Genomic DNA, 15,455 nt, shown 5'->3' with positions numbered 1-15,455 from the left:
TTTACCGTTTATCCGGATAATTTAAAAACCAGGATCCCAATCTACTTCGATTGTACGAGTAGCGAGATCGACTTTCTTGATAACCTGCCCATCGAGGAACGGAACCAACCGCTCCTTGATGCCAAATGCATCTTTCAGGTTTGCCTTAATGACGAGAACGTCATTTGACCCGGTTTCCATCATATCGATGACTTTACCCAGGCCATAACCTTCAGTGGTGACTACCAGGCAACCCATCAGGTCTTTCCAGTAATAGTCGCCCTCTTCGAGCTTCGGCAACTGCGAGGAATCGACGACAATTTCACAATTAGTCAGCAGATTCGCAGCATCGCGATCGTCAATGCCTTTCAGCTTAATCACGATGTCCTGATTGTGGTGGCGCCAGCTTTCCAGCTCAACAACCTGCCACTGACCCGCCTTCTGGATTAACCAGGGCTGATAGTCAAAAATGCTTTCGGCGTCTTCGGTGGAGGAAAACACTCTGAGCCAACCACGGATACCGTAGGAAGAACCCATCTTGCCCAATACAATCGGATCAACAGGTGCTTGTGCGGTGTGTTGCTTGCTCATCATGACCACCGTGACAGATTAAGCTGCTTTGTTTGCTGCTTTGATCAGCGTAGCTACGCGATCGGAAACTGTCGCACCCAGGCCAACCCAGTGAGCGATACGATCCAGATCCAGACGAGTTTCTTCTTCATTCGCAGATGCGATCGGGTTGAAGAAACCAACGCGCTCGATGAAGCGACCGTTACGTGCATTACGGCTGTCAGTGACAACAACCTGGTAGAACGGACGCTTTTTAGCGCCGTGACGAGCTAAACGAATAGTTACCATAACATCCTCTTGTGTGAATAGAACAACCGGGCCCCATCGAGGAACGGAGCCCGGGTGTCATATTAAAAGCCCGAAAATTTTACTCATTTTTGGGGAAATTGCAATCAACAGTTGATAAGTCGGCTATAAAAGGCCGTCGGCGGTGCGGTCAGTTCGGTGCCGACGTGCGCGCAACCACCGGAGCGTACACGTAGTACGTGAGGATGGCGAGCACACCCCGGTGCCGAAATGGCAAACAAGCCAGGCCGATTAGCGACCAGGGAATCCTGGCGGCATCATCCCTTTCATGCCCCGCATCATCTTCATCATGCCGCCTTTCGACTTCATCTTCTTCATCATGCGCTGCATATCGTCAAACTGCTTGAGCAGACGGTTCACATCCTGCACCTGCATGCCACAGCCCGCGGCGATACGGCGTTTACGTGAACCTTTAATGATTTCAGGTTTGGCGCGCTCTTTCAGGGTCATCGAGTTGATGATCGCTTCCATCCGCACCAGCACTTTGTCGTCCATCTGCGATTTGACGTTGTCCGGGATCTGCCCCATACCCGGCAGTTTACCCATCAGGCTGGCCATGCCGCCCATGTTTTTCATCTGGCGCAGCTGCTCAAGGAAGTCGGTCAGGTCGAAGCCATCGCCCTTCTTCAGCTTGGAAGCCAGTTTCTCGGCCTGTGCACGGTCAACCTTGCTCTCGATATCTTCGATCAGCGACAGCACGTCGCCCATGCCGAGAATACGGGATGCAATACGATCCGGGTGGAACGGCTCCAGCGCTTCGGTTTTTTCGCCGACACCGAGGAACTTGATCGGTTTGCCGGTGATGTGGCGAATAGACAGCGCCGCACCGCCACGAGCATCACCATCGACCTTGGTCAGCACCACGCCGGTCAGCGGCAGCGCTTCGTTAAAGGCCTTGGCGGTATTCGCGGCATCCTGGCCGGTCATCGCATCCACGACAAACAGCGTTTCTACCGGATTCAGTGAAGCGTGGACCTGTTTGATCTCGTCCATCATCGCTTCATCGACGTGCAGACGACCGGCAGTATCCACCAGCAGCACGTCGTAGAATTTCAGCTTGGCTTCTTTCAGCGCCGCGTTGACGATATCGACAGGCTTCTGGCCCACGTCGGACGGGAAGAAATCAACGCTAACCTGCTCGGCCAGGGTTTCCAGCTGTTTAATCGCCGCCGGGCGATAAACGTCCGCGGAGACAACCAGCACTTTCTTCTTGTGCTTCTCACGCAGGAATTTACCGAGCTTGGCAACGCTGGTGGTTTTACCCGCACCCTGCAGGCCCGCCATCAGCACGACAGCCGGCGGCTGCGCGGCTAAATCCAGCGCCTGGTTCTCTTCGCCCATCGCCGCAACCAGTTCGTTACGTACGATTTTGACGAATTCCTGGCCCGGGGTCAGGCTTTTGTTAACTTCATGACCCACCGCGCTCTCTTTGACGCGGCTGATGAAATCACGCACGACAGGCAGAGCAACGTCCGCCTCCAGCAGCGCCATGCGCACTTCGCGCAGGGTGTCTTTAATATTGTCTTCGGTAAGGCGTCCGCGGCCGCTAATGTTGCGCAGCGAACGCGACAAACGATCGGTTAAATTATCAAACATTGTCTCTCGCCTGAGGTGGAAACTGTCGGTCGCGGTAGCGACTCGAAAAACACGGATTTGGCGCAGTATAACACGACATGAAGCGCGATGTGATGCAACGGTTGGAGCAGACGTCGCGTAACGCTATACTGCTTATCTTTCTTACTTATTTAGTCAACAGTCGACGCCCATATGCCTGTTTTTGCTCTACTCGCGCTTGTCGCCTATTCCATCAGCCTTGCGCTGATCGTCCCCGGCTTACTGCAAAAAAACAGCAGCTGGCGGCGAATGGCGATACTTTCCGCAACAATTGCGTTGATTTGTCATGCTTTTGCGCTGGAGTCACGCATTTTCCCCGGCGGAGAGAGCGGGCAAAATCTCAGCCTGCTTAACGTCGGCTCGCTGGTGAGCCTGATGATCTGTACGGTGATGACCATCGTTGCTTCGCGCAACCGTGGCTGGCTGCTGCTACCCATCGTTTATGCGTTTGCGCTGATTAATCTGGCTTTCGCCACCTTCGTCCCCAACGAATACATCACCCACCTCGAAACCACGCCGGGGATGCTGGTGCATATCGGCCTGTCGCTGTTCTCTTACGCGACGCTGATCATTGCCGCGCTGTATGCGCTGCAGCTGGCATGGATTGACTATCAGTTGAAAAACAAAAAGCTCGCTTTCAGCCATGAAATGCCACCGCTGATGAGTATTGAGCGTAAAATGTTTCATATCACCCAGGTTGGCGTGGTTCTGCTGACCCTGACGCTCTGCACCGGCCTGTTCTACATGCAGAATCTGTTCAGCACGGAAAATATCGATAAAGCCGTCCTGTCGATCGTGGCGTGGTTCGTCTATATCGTTCTGCTGTGGGGACATTATCATGAAGGCTGGCGCGGTCGCCGGGTCGTCTGGTTTAACGTCGCCGGGGCCGGACTGCTGACGCTGGCCTACTTCGGCAGCCGCGTGCTGCAACAGTTAATGAGTTAACCCAGACTACAAGCCTGGCCCGGCAGGCATCATCGAGACAAACAGCCTACCGGGCCAGGCGCTAAGGAGTCCCCCCTGGAACACATATCTACCACCACGCTGATCGTCACACTGATCATCATGGTGATCATCTCCGCCTACTTCTCTGGTTCAGAGACCGGCATGATGACGCTGAACCGCTATCGTCTGCGCCACATGGCCAAACAGGGCAACCGCCAGGCGAAGCGTGTCGAAAAACTGCTACGTAAACCTGACCGCTTAATCAGCCTGGTGCTGATCGGCAATAACCTCGTCAACATCCTCGCCTCCGCACTCGGGACGATTGTCGGTATGCGCCTGTATGGCGATGCCGGGGTGGCGATTGCCACCGGCGTACTGACCTTTGTGGTGCTGGTTTTTGCCGAAGTCCTGCCGAAGACCATCGCCGCGCTGTATCCGGAAAAAGTGGCCTACCCCAGCAGTTTCTTGCTGGCACCGTTACAGGTGCTGATGATGCCGCTGGTGTGGTTTCTTAACACCATCACCCGCCTGCTGATGCGCATGATGGGCATCAAAACCGATATCATCGTCAGCGGCGCGCTGAGCAAAGATGAGCTGCGCACCATCGTGAACGAGTCGCGGACCCAGATCTCCCGCCGCAACCAGGACATGCTGCTGTCGGTGCTGGATCTCGAAAAGGTCAGCGTTGACGACATCATGGTTCCGCGCAATGAAATCATCGGGATTGATATTAACGACGACTGGAAGGCCATCGTTCGCCAGCTGACCCACTCCCCGCATGGGCGCATTGTGCTGTATCGCGGCTCGCTGGATGACGCCATCAGCATGCTGCGCGTGCGCGAAGCTTACCGCCTGATGACCGAGAAAAAAGAGTTCACCAAAGAGGTGATGCTGCGCGCCGCCGATGAGATCTATTACGTCCCGGAAGGAACGCCGCTCAGCACACAGTTGGTGAAGTTCCAGCGGAATAAGAAGAAAGTCGGCCTGGTGGTCGATGAGTATGGCGATATCCAGGGCCTGGTAACGGTAGAAGACATTCTCGAAGAGATCGTCGGCGATTTCACCACCTCGATGTCACCAACGCTGGCGGAAGAAGTGACGCCGCTAACCGACGGCACGGTGATTATCGACGGCAGCGCCAACGTCCGTGAAATCAACAAAGCCTTTAACTGGCACCTGCCGGAAGATGAAGCGCGAACGGTTAACGGTATTATTCTGGAAGCGCTGGAAGAGATCCCGGTTCCCGGCACGCGCGTGCGCATCGAGCAATACGATATCGATATTCTCGACGTTCAGGACAACATGATTAAGCAGGTCAAGGTCATGCCGGTCAAACCGATTCGCGAAAGCGTCGCCGAGTAATCATCCGGCAAATCAGATACGGCGAGCCTGGGGTTCGCCGTTTTTTTGCCCCGGAAACGGGCAGAAGATAAGAGAAAGAGAAAAACGGCCACCGGCTGGCGGCCGTTTGGAAGCGAATTACTTCGCTTTTGCCACGGTGACCATCGCCGCGCGAATGGTACGTCCGTTCAGGGTATAGCCTTTTTGCATCACGCCCAGCACGTTGCCCGCAGCCACATCGTCAGACTCAACCATCGCAATGGCCTGATGGACGTTAGGATCCAGCGGTACGTTGGTATCGGCAATCACTTCCACGCCGAATTTGCGTACAACATCCAGCATCGACTTCAGCGTCAGCTCGATACCCTCGACCATAGAGGCCATGTCAGGGTTGGCTTTGTCCGCCACTTCCAGTGCGCGATCCAGACTGTCGATAACCGGCAGCAGTTCGTTGACGAACTTCTCAAGCGCAAATTTGTGCGCTTTTTCGATATCCAGTTCGGTACGACGACGCAGGTTATCTTCATCGGCTTTCGCGCGCAGTTTCACTTCCAGTTCACGTTTCTGTGCTTCAGCAAGCTGTGCTTCCAGATTCGCAATTGTTTCATCGCGCGGATCCACCTGCTCAGCCGAAACTTCAGGCTCAACAGCCTCAACGCTCTCGTGCTGTTCCGTGATAATTTCTTCCGGGGCTTGCCCGTCAGGCGTTTTCTGTTCTTTACTACTCATGAATTTCTCCGCGTTTTTTTTCGCATTCATCTCGCTAACTTCGCTTATTATGGGGATCCGTTTCCGGGTTTCAAGGGAAGCCGTCAGATTGTCATCATTCATTTAACGCAAGGACATCCAGAACATGAAGAATCATTTCAAGTGTATAGGCATTGTGGGACATCCTCGTCACCCAACCGCGCTGACCACACATGAAATGCTCTGGCGCTGGTTATGCAGCAAAGGATACGAGGTCCTGGTCGAACAGCAGATCGCTCATGAACTTCAGCTTAGCAATGTCAAAACCGGCACGTTGGCTGAAATTGGTCAGCAGGCAGATCTGGCGGTGGTGGTCGGCGGCGACGGCAATATGCTCGGCGCGGCGCGAACCCTGGCGCGTTACGATATCAACGTCATCGGCATTAACCGCGGCAACCTCGGCTTTCTGACCGACCTTGACCCGGATAACGCCCTGCAGCAGCTCGCGGACGTGCTGGAAGGCCACTACATCTCCGAAAAACGCTTTTTACTGGAAGCGCAGGTGTGCCAGCAAGACTGTCAGAAACGTATCAGCACCGCGATCAATGAAGTGGTTCTGCACCCGGGCAAAGTCGCGCATATGATTGAGTTTGAGGTCTACATTGATGAGGTGTTTGCCTTCTCCCAGCGCTCCGACGGCCTGATTATCTCCACCCCAACGGGCTCGACCGCCTACTCGCTTTCCGCCGGCGGCCCTATTCTGACGCCGTCACTGGACGCCATCACCCTGGTCCCGATGTTCCCGCATACGCTATCGGCTCGCCCGCTGGTGATTAACGGCGACAGCACCATCCGCCTGCGTTTCTCTCAGCGCTGTAGCGATCTGGAGATCAGCTGTGACAGCCAGATAGCGCTGCCGATTCAGGACGGCGAAGACGTACTGATCCATCGCTGCGATTATCATCTGAATCTGATTCACCCCAAAGATTACAGCTATTTCAATACATTGAGTACCAAGCTTGGCTGGTCTAAAAAATTGTTCTGATTTTTACCGCCGCCTCTTTACTGGATAAAAAACCAGTCTATACTGTATGAAAACACAGTAATGGTTTTTCATACAGGAAGGCAGCTATGCTGGCGCAACTCACCATCAGTAATTTTGCTATCGTTCGTGAACTGGAAATTGATTTTCACAGCGGCATGACCGCGATCACCGGGGAAACCGGTGCCGGGAAATCGATCGCCATCGATGCGCTGGGGCTGTGCCTTGGCGGAAGAGCAGAAGCAGACATGGTGCGACGTGGCGCCAGCCGTGCAGACCTTTGCGCCCGCTTCGCCTTGAAAGACACACCGGCGGCCCAGCGCTGGCTGGAAGAGAACCAGCTGGAAAGCGGGTGTGAGTGTTTACTCCGCCGCGTCATCAGCACTGACGGCCGCTCCCGGGGCTTTATTAACGGCACCGCCGTCCCGCTCTCTCAGCTGCGCGAACTCGGCCAGCTGCTTATCCAGATTCACGGCCAGCATGCACACCAGCGGCTGACCCGGCCCGAACATCAAAAAGCGCTGCTCGATGGTTACACCTGTGAGTATGCGCTTACTCAGCGTATGGCTGAGCATTACCATCAGTGGCATCAGAGCTGCCGCGAGCTGGCGCAACATCAGCAACAAAGCCAGGAGCGCGCCGCGCGGGCCGACCTGCTGCAATACCAGTTAAAAGAGCTCAATGAGTTCAACCCGCTAGCGGGTGAGTACGAGCAAATCGACGAAGAGTATAAGCGTCTGGCCAACAGCGGCCAGCTGCTGACCACCTGCCAGCACGCGCTGACGGTACTCGCCGATAGCGAAGAAGCTAACCTGCAGAGCCAGCTCTACACCGCCAGGCAGCTGGTGACCGAACTCGCCGGCATGGACAGTAAGCTCTCCGGCGTGCTGGACATGCTCGAAGAAGCGGCCATTCAGCTCAGCGAAGCCACCGACGAACTGCGCCACTATAACGACCGTCTGGATCTCGATCCGAACCGCCTGTTCGAGCTGGAGCAACGCATCTCCCGCCAGATTGCCCTGGCGCGTAAGCATCAGATCACCCCGGAAGAGCTCCCGGCATTTTATCAGGCCCTGCTGGAAGAGCAGCGCCTGCTGGACGATAGCGCCGGTTCGCTGGAATCCCTGAGCCATAGCGTCGTCGAGCATCATCAGCTGGCGCTGGAGACCGCCCGCCAGCTGCACGACCTGCGTCAACGCAGTGCCGAAGAGCTGACGCAGCTGATTACTGAAAGTATGCACTCACTTTCCATGCCTCACGGGGTGTTTGCCATCGATGTTGCCTTCGATGAGCGTCATCTTACCGCCGAAGGGGCTGACCGCATTGAGTTCCGCGTCACCACCAACCCGGGGCAACCGCTGCAGCCGATTGCGAAAGTGGCCTCCGGCGGCGAACTCTCGCGCATCGCGTTATCTATCCAGGTCATTACCGCCCGTAAGATGGAAACCCCGGCCCTGATTTTCGATGAGGTCGATGTCGGCATCAGCGGCCCGACGGCAGCGGTGGTCGGTAAACTGCTGCGCCAGCTAGGCGAATCCACTCAGGTGATGTGCGTGACTCACCTGCCGCAGGTCGCCGGATGTGGCCACCATCATTTCTATGTCTGCAAAGAGACCGATGGCGAAATGACGGAAACGCATATGCATCCGCTAGATAAGCGGGCGCGACTGCAGGAGCTGGCCCGTCTGCTGGGCGGTAGCGAGGTCACGCGCAACACCCTCGCTAATGCGAAAGAGTTGCTCGCCGCGTAAACTTTTTGAATTTCGCAGAGTCATAGTGAACAGCAAATTGCCGCAAGACCTGCAGTCGAAGGTTTCCAACCGGGCAAAGGTCTATTATTATCGGCATATTACAGATGAGCCACGTACTGCTCGGGCCCGAAAAGGAATAAAATCACTATGCGCTGTAAAACGCTGACTGCTGCCGCAGCGGTTCTTCTCATGTTGACCGCAGGCTGTTCCACTCTGGAACGAGTGGTTTACCGTCCTGATATCAACCAGGGTAACTATCTGGCACCCAACGACGTAGCAAAAATTCGTGTCGGCATGACGCAACAACAGGTTGCTTATGCGCTGGGTACCCCGATGATGTCGGATCCGTTTGGCACCAACACCTGGTTCTATGTGTTCCGTCAGCAGCCTGGGCATGAAAAAATTACCCAGCAGACATTGACGCTGACGTTCGACAGCAGCGGCGTGTTAACCAACATCGATAACAAACCGGCACTGACCAACGAGTAATCGGGTCAGCATCGGACCAGAAATGCAAAAAGCGCTCATTGAGCGCTTTTTTTATCACCACGGTTACGGCTGCTACTTGTCGGCGCTTTTTTCCGCGCGCTGGCGCCGCAGTTCTTTCGGGTCCGCAATTAGTGGGCGGTAAATCTCTACCCGGTCACCATCATGCACCGCATCGTGCAGCTTAGCGGGACGACTGTATATCCCGACCTTGTTTTTGGTCAGATCGATATCGTCGCGCAGCGTCAGCAGACCGCTGGCCTGAATCGCCTGTTCGACGGTCGCCCCCTCTTCCAGCTTCACGCTTTGCAAATACTGTTTTTCCGGCAGCGCATAGGCAACTTCAACCACGATTTTAGCCGACACGATAAACCTCTTTGGCCCGGGCGGTGAAAGCCTGCACCATGTTTATCGCCAGCTCTTTAAAGATGCGGCCAAACGCCATCTCGATCAGCATATTGGTGAATTCAAAATCGAGGTGAAACTCAATTTTGCAGGCATCCGGGCTTAACGGGATAAACTTCCAGCCACCAATCAATTTCTTAAACGGGCCATCGACCAGGCTCATCAAAATGCTGTGGTTGCTGGTAAGCGTATTGCGAGTGGTGAACGTCTTGCTGATGCCTGCCTTGGACACATCAACCGCCGCCATCATTTGCGTCGGCCCAGATTCCAGCACACGGCTCCCGGTGCAGCCAGGCAAGAAATCAGGATAGGACTTCACGTCATTCACGAGTTGATACATCTGTTCCACGCTGAAGGGCACCAGCGCAGTACGGCTAATCTGAGGCATAGCAAGTTCCACATTTAAACACGGCGCAAATAATATCATTTATCTGGCGCTAAAAAAAACGCTGTGCCGCAACTCGTGCTAAGATAGCGCATTACACCTCGCAGGATGGATTGAGGTACTGTGTTCCCGTTTAGCAATGACTTCAGGACATTATGACCAAGAAAAAAGCCCACAAACCTGGATCAGCCACCATTGCGCTGAATAAACGCGCCCGCCATGAATACTTTATCGAAGATGAATACGAGGCTGGTCTTGCTCTGCAAGGGTGGGAAGTTAAATCTCTGCGCGCCGGCAAAGCCAACATCGGCGACAGCTACGTTATCCTGAAAGATGGCGAGGCCTACCTGTTCGGCGCAAACTTTACGCCGATGGCCGTGGCCTCCACCCACTACGTGTGCGATCCAACCCGTACCCGTAAGCTGCTGCTCAATCAGCGCGAGCTGGATAACCTGTATGGCCGTATCAACCGTGAAGGTTATACCGTCGTGGCCCTGTCGCTGTACTGGAAGAACGCCTGGTGCAAAGTGAAAATCGGCGTCGCGAAAGGTAAGAAACAGCACGATAAGCGTACCGACCTCAAAGATCGTGAGTGGGCGCTGGATAAAGCGCGCATTATGAAACACGCGGGCCGCTAATCCCCTCTTCAGGGCCAGCTCAGCTGGCCCTTCTGCGCTATATCGTTGTTGATGCTGCTTTTTTGCCCACTCCCCCGTAATAATCATCCTACGCAGTACTGGTAACCGCATTCACTAATCTGTTATACTTGCCGTAACACATTGGGGCTGATTCTGGATTCGACGGGATTTGCGAAACCCAAGGTGCATGCCGAGGGGCGGTTGGCCTCGTAAAAAGCCGCAAAAAAATAGTCGCAAACGACGAAAACTACGCTTTAGCAGCTTAATAACCTGCTCTGAGCCCTCTCTCCCTAGCTTCCGCTCTTAAGACGGGGATTCAAGAGAGGTCAAACCCAAAAGAGATCGCGTGGAAATCCTGCCTGGGGTTGAAGCGTTAAAACTAATCAGGCTAGTCTGGTAGTGGCGTGTCAATCCGCAGGTGCCAGGCGAATGTAAAGACTGACTAAGCATGTAGTACCGAGGATGTAGGAATTTCGGACGCGGGTTCAACTCCCGCCAGCTCCACCAAAATTCTCCATCGGTGATTACCAGAGTCATCCGATGAAGTCCTAAGAGCCCGCACGGCGCAAGTCCTGCGGGCTTTTTTGTGCCCTCAATTTGTCCCGCGAAGTCCGAAGAGAACTAATTAAATCCGAACCTTTTAGGCCCATTGATAGGCCCAACGAAAAGCTCTATTGTTTTCGTTGGGCCTAAACGCATGGAGACTCCCCATGGCAAGAAAAACCAAGCCGTTAACCGATACGGAAATCAAAGCCGCCAAACCTAAAGATGCCGATTACCAGCTGTATGATGGTGATGGGCTTACTCTGCTAATCAAGTCCAGCGGTAGTAAGCTCTGGCAATTCCGTTACTATCGCCCTCTGACCAAACAGCGAACCAAACAGAGCTTCGGTGCCTACCCTGCCGTCTCACTTTCTGATGCGCGTAAACTCAGAGCTGAATCTCGAGTTTTACTGGCGAAAGACATTGATCCGCAGGAACATCAGAAAGAACAGGTAAGAAATTCTCAAGAGGCCAAAACCAACACTTTCCTGTTAGTTGCCGAGCGTTGGTGGAATGTGAAGAAAGCCAGCGTAACAGAGGACTATGCCGACGATATCTGGCGCTCGCTTGAGAGAGATGTTTTCCCAGCAATCGGTGATATCAGTGTCACTGAGATTAAGGCTCATACTCTGGTTAAAGCAGTTCAGCCAGTTCAGGCCAGAGGTGCGTTAGAGACTGTTCGCCGCCTTTGTCAGCGTATTAATGAAGTCATGATTTATGCGCAGAACACAGGCCTGATTGATGCGGTTCCCAGCGTAAACATTGGGAAAGCATTCGAGAAACCGCAGAAGAAAAATATGCCGAGTATCCGCCCGGATCAGCTACCACAATTAATGCAAACAATGCGTACGGCAAGTATCAGTATGTCAACACGGTGCTTGTTCATGTGGCAGCTTCTTACCATTACCCGCCCTGCCGAAGCCGCAGAGGCACGATGGGATGAGATCGATTTCAATGCTAAAGAATGGAAAATTCCAGCAGCTCGAATGAAGATGAACCGGGACCATACGGTTCCATTATCTGATGGAGCTCTCGCTATTCTGGAAATGATGAAGTCTCTCAGTGGTGGCCGAGAATTTATCTTTACCAGTCGCATCAAACCAACCCAGCCGATGAACAGCCAAACAGTGAATGCAGCACTCAAGCGTGCTGGATTAGGAGGCGTTCTCGTTTCTCATGGCTTGCGTTCTATCGCCAGCACTGCTCTCAATGAGCAGGGATTTCCGCCTGATGTTATTGAAGCAGCATTGGCTCATGTTGACAAAAATGAGGTTCGGCGAGCTTATAATCGTAGCGATTACCTAGAGCAACGTCGTCCAATGATGCAATGGTGGGCTGACTTTGTGAAAAAGGCAGATAGTGGTAGCCTCACTGAAGTTGAATTTACAACATTAAAGCTCACTGGATAGGAGAAATTCTTAATCCACAAAAGCAAAAAACAGGAGTGTGTGGTAATGACGCAATCCTGTTTTAAAATATCTTATTTCTTGGGCTACATGCATGATTTGACCGGACGAGCATTGGCTCATACTATCAGAAATAAATGTGAAGCAGCCTGCAATCGTACAGACTTGTTGAATGACGCCAAATGATGCAGGCATGGGAGATTATGTTCAGGCTGCGACCTCTAATACCTGATAAACCAGCCTTCCATTGGTACGGGCACTTCCAGACACTCATATAATAAATCAGGGGAATAATTTTGTTTACCCTTCGGGCAGCACATGAAGAGGCGAGTAGATTTCGAGAGCTACTCGAAAAATCTGATCCATCAACAACCTACCTCATACCTCACGACTTTCCTGTCATGAGTTGCAGGCTTTGCTCTATGCTGCTTTCCTTCCACTTTCTGCAACTATGGCCCGAGCTGGAATTGATGGGTGTCACAGGAGCCACCGGTAAAAATGACGCGATAACTCACTACTGGCTGGAAGTGGGGGATTACGTTATTGATATCACTGGGGATCAATACAACATCATCAACGCCAGTAAACTAAACGAAGATATCGTAAGAAGCAGGCCATTTGTGCCTGTTCACGTCGCTCACCGAAAGGACAGCTATCTCTATAATTTATTTAGAATTCAAGGGAAGGAACGTTTAATCTTTGGATTTCCGACAATCGGTGATGATTTCGTCGATGAGATGGAATGTGATTATCGCCAGCTTGTTGGCTGATGGTAAACATAGAACCAGGAGAAGAGTGCAGATCTGCGCTTATATCGGCAAATCTGCAACTGAGGTTCTACTGGCCTTACAGTAGCTATGACGTTATCTGACTTGTGCCTAAGTTCCGGTAACCGTCACTAAAATGTTTGGTGTTGTTCTTTGCCAGGTAAGCGACCCGTAGCAGGAAGTCATAATAATCAGGGCTTAACGTTAATGCGTGGTGTCGTGTGAACCAAGCAGTGTGGTTCTTCGGGAAATGAACCCGACTGGCATAATCGGGATAATCAAGTCCAATAGCGCTGCACCAAGCTTTCTGAATACGAGTCGCCATATTATCAGCATTAGGTTCGGTGTAATTCCCCAGATAAGCATAGACCTCTCTGTCAAACAACAGAACTAGGTGGTAGTGGGGATGTTCGCTGGTATTACGCTCTCGGGCCCAGATATAAGCGGGTAATGCAGGTTCACCAGTCCTGCCTGAACGCAGGTGCTCAGCCCGTAGCTGGCTTTTCAGGGAGTCTAAGGCTCGGGTGATAGCCTTCTCATCATCTCTCTGAAAACACAATGGTAAATCAGGTTCACCGGCAGCATGGGACTGAGCAAATCTCAGGACAGCAAACACGGCGAATATGCGGTTATTCTTCTCAAGAAAATCATATACCACCGAAAGCGAGCGACGAAGCATATACCTCGACATCCGGGAGCTATATTTATTTTCTGCATCCAGTAGAAGGTATTCAAATTCTTTTTCAGATAATCCATCAAGTGATCTCATAATAAATTACTCAAGTGATATTTATTGTGGGTAGCTGTGGGCTACCCATGTAATTAGGTGTACAGACCTTCAACAGGGATAGATTATATCTGCTGGTATCTGGGTATATAAGACTGGTTAATTAACTAGTATATATTAACTGGTATATAGCATATATTAACTGGTATATATTACATATACCGGCCAATCAAAACTGGAAATAACTTTATTCACAGCAATATAATCCTCAGCCGACTAGGGGTTAATACCGAAATAACTCATTAACAAATAATAAAAATCACTCTGAAGTTATTCTTTAATGGGCATACTGCTAAATACACTCCCACCACTATGATAAGCCGGTCTTCCTGACAGGATGTTTAGTTTTGCATCCAGTTCTGTAGGCGTCATTTCGTAAGCAAGATATTTGACGTAATGCGTCCCGTTTTCATCCTCCCATAACTGAACTTTTCCTTCATCAGAAAGCTGTTCAAGAATAGGCATCAGGTTTGCTTTTTTTCTGAGTGGAAGATAAATTTTTTGCATAATTTCACGCCTTAAAAAATCGTAAGAGCCGTTTTTGACAAGATTGTTTTCGAACCATTCAAGAACTATTTCAGTATAGGAAGGTCCCATGACAGCATCCATTTTTATCATAAAATGGTTAAAGTACCATTCCGATATCAATAGTGCAGCTTCCAGCGTTTCCAGCGTAATAACTGTTGATTCAGGGGTAGTATATAACTGCATTACAGCGGCAATCCTCGCTGTATGTTCGGTGAACCGAGCCCCCCAATCATTGTAGTGATACAGTTTTTTTCCAGGCTGTATCAGATATTTGATGTGCCTATCAATATCATGTAACCGCTTCTTTGCATCTGGAGCCAAGGTCATACAGATGCGGGGTTCTTTTTTTTTCCTTCGCTCGCTCCCGGCAGTTAAATGTTTTTTTTGAATAGAATAAAACCTATCGAGATCGGATTCATTGCCAGGCACTAGATCATTAATATCAATCGGTCTGGTGATCAATGTAAGATCCATTCTTAAAATACGTGCATCTCCCCCCGTTGGTCTTGTTTTTTTAGCCAGCGATCTCAGAATGTTATCATGCGGTTCCGGTTGCATCATCAATAGCATCCCAAGCCGGGGATCCTTGATGTAGAAACTGCCCGTTGACACACGGCTGACCCGATAATTATCACCACACCACAGGCTGTTAAGATTTGCTGTCTTACGGCGCATGATACTTTCAAACAGAGCACTTCCCTCATCAGAAGTAATACCCAGGCTGGAGTAGTCGCTCATTTCTTTCAGAAGTGCTTCCGGTGTAGGATCTGTTACCGTTAAATGCACTTGCACAGGCTTTACAGGTTCATTTTTAAGACATTCCTCCAGCTCGCGTCTGGCTTCTTCTATTCCTTCTTTCTGACGTCTCGCTTTCTGAAGCGATTTCTTAAGGCTTTTACATTCTTCATCCCAGAGCACATATTGTCGTTCGTATTCTTTCAGCCTGATTGAGAATACTTCAGCCAGTTGGTGCTCAAACTGGTGAATTTGGGCCATTGCAACCCTGTATACCGTTGTTTTTCGGCTTCCCGATCTTGCCAAACTAATGTGGAAATGCGATACGGGTACGATAACACCATCAATAATTTCAACATCAAACATATCCTGACAGGCGAGAGCCATGCTTGCCAGAATTGTGGAAAATGTAAGCTCAACGGCGGCTTTGGTTTTTCCACATATGCAAAATAAAATTTGCTGGACGAAAATCAAAATCGCCCTGACATCCAGGTTAACATCATGATTCTCTTTTCTTTTATGTGTAATTTTCATTGCTCT

16 protein-coding genes and 1 other RNA gene are annotated in these 15,455 nt (G+C 51.4%); 9 read left to right on the top strand and 8 right to left on the bottom strand.

The annotated features are described in order from the left end of the window. Nucleotides 1-21 precede the first annotated feature (21 nt). From rimM to ffh, 3 genes are all read right to left on the bottom strand, one after another. The gene (gene rimM, locus EDF82_RS18220) at nucleotides 22-570 is read right to left on the bottom strand and encodes a ribosome maturation factor RimM (protein WP_123756913.1); all 549 of its coding nucleotides are present in this window, start codon (nucleotides 568-570) and stop codon (nucleotides 22-24) included. A gap of 18 nt (nucleotides 571-588) precedes the next feature. Continuing rightward, nucleotides 589-837, bottom strand: a complete 249-nt coding sequence (gene rpsP, locus EDF82_RS18215; RefSeq protein WP_110277455.1) for a 30S ribosomal protein S16 — start codon at nucleotides 835-837, stop codon at nucleotides 589-591. Nucleotides 838-1,086: 249 nt separating this feature from the next. Continuing rightward, nucleotides 1,087-2,451: a signal recognition particle protein gene (ffh, locus tag EDF82_RS18210; protein WP_123756912.1), complete on the bottom strand. Its 1,365-nt coding sequence runs from the start codon at nucleotides 2,449-2,451 to the stop codon at nucleotides 1,087-1,089. Nucleotides 2,452-2,622: 171 nt separating this feature from the next. Here ffh and EDF82_RS18205 point away from each other — a divergent pair, with 171 nt between their 5' ends. Together EDF82_RS18205 and EDF82_RS18200 are read left to right on the top strand one after the other, a co-directional pair. After that, complete coding sequence (locus EDF82_RS18205; RefSeq protein WP_123756911.1) at nucleotides 2,623-3,414, top strand: inner membrane protein YpjD; 792 nt, start codon at nucleotides 2,623-2,625, stop codon at nucleotides 3,412-3,414. A gap of 75 nt (nucleotides 3,415-3,489) precedes the next feature. After that, the gene (locus EDF82_RS18200; RefSeq protein WP_123756910.1) at nucleotides 3,490-4,776 is read left to right on the top strand and encodes an HlyC/CorC family transporter; all 1,287 of its coding nucleotides are present in this window, start codon (nucleotides 3,490-3,492) and stop codon (nucleotides 4,774-4,776) included. A gap of 117 nt (nucleotides 4,777-4,893) precedes the next feature. Here EDF82_RS18200 and grpE read toward each other — a convergent pair whose 3' ends face one another. Continuing rightward, nucleotides 4,894-5,484 (bottom strand): nucleotide exchange factor GrpE, encoded by a 591-nt coding sequence (gene grpE / locus EDF82_RS18195; RefSeq protein WP_148060401.1) that lies wholly within the window; start codon nucleotides 5,482-5,484, stop codon nucleotides 4,894-4,896. Nucleotides 5,485-5,608: 124 nt separating this feature from the next. Here grpE and nadK point away from each other — a divergent pair, with 124 nt between their 5' ends. The 3 genes from nadK to bamE all read left to right on the top strand — a co-directional run bounded on the left by nadK (nucleotide 5,609) and on the right by bamE (nucleotide 8,724). Continuing rightward, the gene (gene nadK / locus EDF82_RS18190) at nucleotides 5,609-6,487 is read left to right on the top strand and encodes an NAD(+) kinase (RefSeq protein ID WP_123756908.1); all 879 of its coding nucleotides are present in this window, start codon (nucleotides 5,609-5,611) and stop codon (nucleotides 6,485-6,487) included. A gap of 86 nt (nucleotides 6,488-6,573) precedes the next feature. Then, the gene (recN, locus tag EDF82_RS18185; RefSeq protein WP_123756907.1) at nucleotides 6,574-8,235 is read left to right on the top strand and encodes a DNA repair protein RecN; all 1,662 of its coding nucleotides are present in this window, start codon (nucleotides 6,574-6,576) and stop codon (nucleotides 8,233-8,235) included. Between the two features lie 147 nt (nucleotides 8,236-8,382). Beyond that, nucleotides 8,383-8,724 carry an outer membrane protein assembly factor BamE gene (bamE, locus tag EDF82_RS18180; protein WP_123756906.1) on the top strand — a complete coding sequence of 114 codons (342 nt, stop codon included), beginning with the start codon at nucleotides 8,383-8,385 and terminating at the stop codon, nucleotides 8,722-8,724. A 72-nt stretch (nucleotides 8,725-8,796) separates the two neighbouring features. On the opposite strand, the gene EDF82_RS18175 is transcribed toward bamE, so the two are convergent. Together EDF82_RS18175 and EDF82_RS18170 are read right to left on the bottom strand one after the other, a co-directional pair. Continuing rightward, nucleotides 8,797-9,087 carry an RnfH family protein gene (locus EDF82_RS18175; RefSeq protein ID WP_123756905.1) on the bottom strand — a complete coding sequence of 97 codons (291 nt, stop codon included), beginning with the start codon at nucleotides 9,085-9,087 and terminating at the stop codon, nucleotides 8,797-8,799. Continuing rightward, nucleotides 9,077-9,514, bottom strand: a complete 438-nt coding sequence (locus EDF82_RS18170) for a type II toxin-antitoxin system RatA family toxin (protein WP_195723713.1) — start codon at nucleotides 9,512-9,514, stop codon at nucleotides 9,077-9,079. The genes EDF82_RS18175 and EDF82_RS18170 overlap by 11 nt, the downstream gene beginning before the upstream one ends. 152 nt (nucleotides 9,515-9,666) lie before the next feature. Here EDF82_RS18170 and smpB point away from each other — a divergent pair, with 152 nt between their 5' ends. From smpB to EDF82_RS18150, 4 genes are all read left to right on the top strand, one after another. Further along, nucleotides 9,667-10,149, top strand: coding sequence for an SsrA-binding protein SmpB (gene smpB, locus EDF82_RS18165; RefSeq protein WP_123756903.1), 483 nt, complete (start codon nucleotides 9,667-9,669; stop codon nucleotides 10,147-10,149). Nucleotides 10,150-10,292: 143 nt separating this feature from the next. Next, nucleotides 10,293-10,656: a transfer-messenger RNA gene (gene ssrA / locus EDF82_RS18160) on the top strand. A gap of 203 nt (nucleotides 10,657-10,859) precedes the next feature. Then, nucleotides 10,860-12,101: an integrase gene (locus EDF82_RS18155; protein WP_123756902.1), complete on the top strand. Its 1,242-nt coding sequence runs from the start codon at nucleotides 10,860-10,862 to the stop codon at nucleotides 12,099-12,101. A gap of 419 nt (nucleotides 12,102-12,520) precedes the next feature. Beyond that, on the top strand, nucleotides 12,521-12,868 hold the full coding sequence (locus tag EDF82_RS18150; protein WP_227540139.1) for a hypothetical protein: 348 nt from the start codon (nucleotides 12,521-12,523) through the stop codon (nucleotides 12,866-12,868). Nucleotides 12,869-12,953: 85 nt separating this feature from the next. On the opposite strand, the gene EDF82_RS18145 is transcribed toward EDF82_RS18150, so the two are convergent. Together EDF82_RS18145 and EDF82_RS18140 are read right to left on the bottom strand one after the other, a co-directional pair. Further along, complete coding sequence (locus EDF82_RS18145) at nucleotides 12,954-13,634, bottom strand: inovirus Gp2 family protein (protein ID WP_123756900.1); 681 nt, start codon at nucleotides 13,632-13,634, stop codon at nucleotides 12,954-12,956. A gap of 288 nt (nucleotides 13,635-13,922) precedes the next feature. After that, nucleotides 13,923-15,449 (bottom strand): YfjI family protein, encoded by a 1,527-nt coding sequence (locus tag EDF82_RS18140; protein WP_123756899.1) that lies wholly within the window; start codon nucleotides 15,447-15,449, stop codon nucleotides 13,923-13,925. Nucleotides 15,450-15,455: the final 6 nt, after the last annotated feature.

This window comes from Klebsiella sp. BIGb0399 (genome assembly GCF_003752615.1).
In the GTDB taxonomy this organism is placed as follows: domain Bacteria; phylum Pseudomonadota; class Gammaproteobacteria; order Enterobacterales; family Enterobacteriaceae; genus Klebsiella; species Klebsiella lignicola.
The sequence above is the reverse complement of the archived record's forward strand: the minus strand, read 5'-3'. Positions and strand labels throughout refer to the sequence as shown.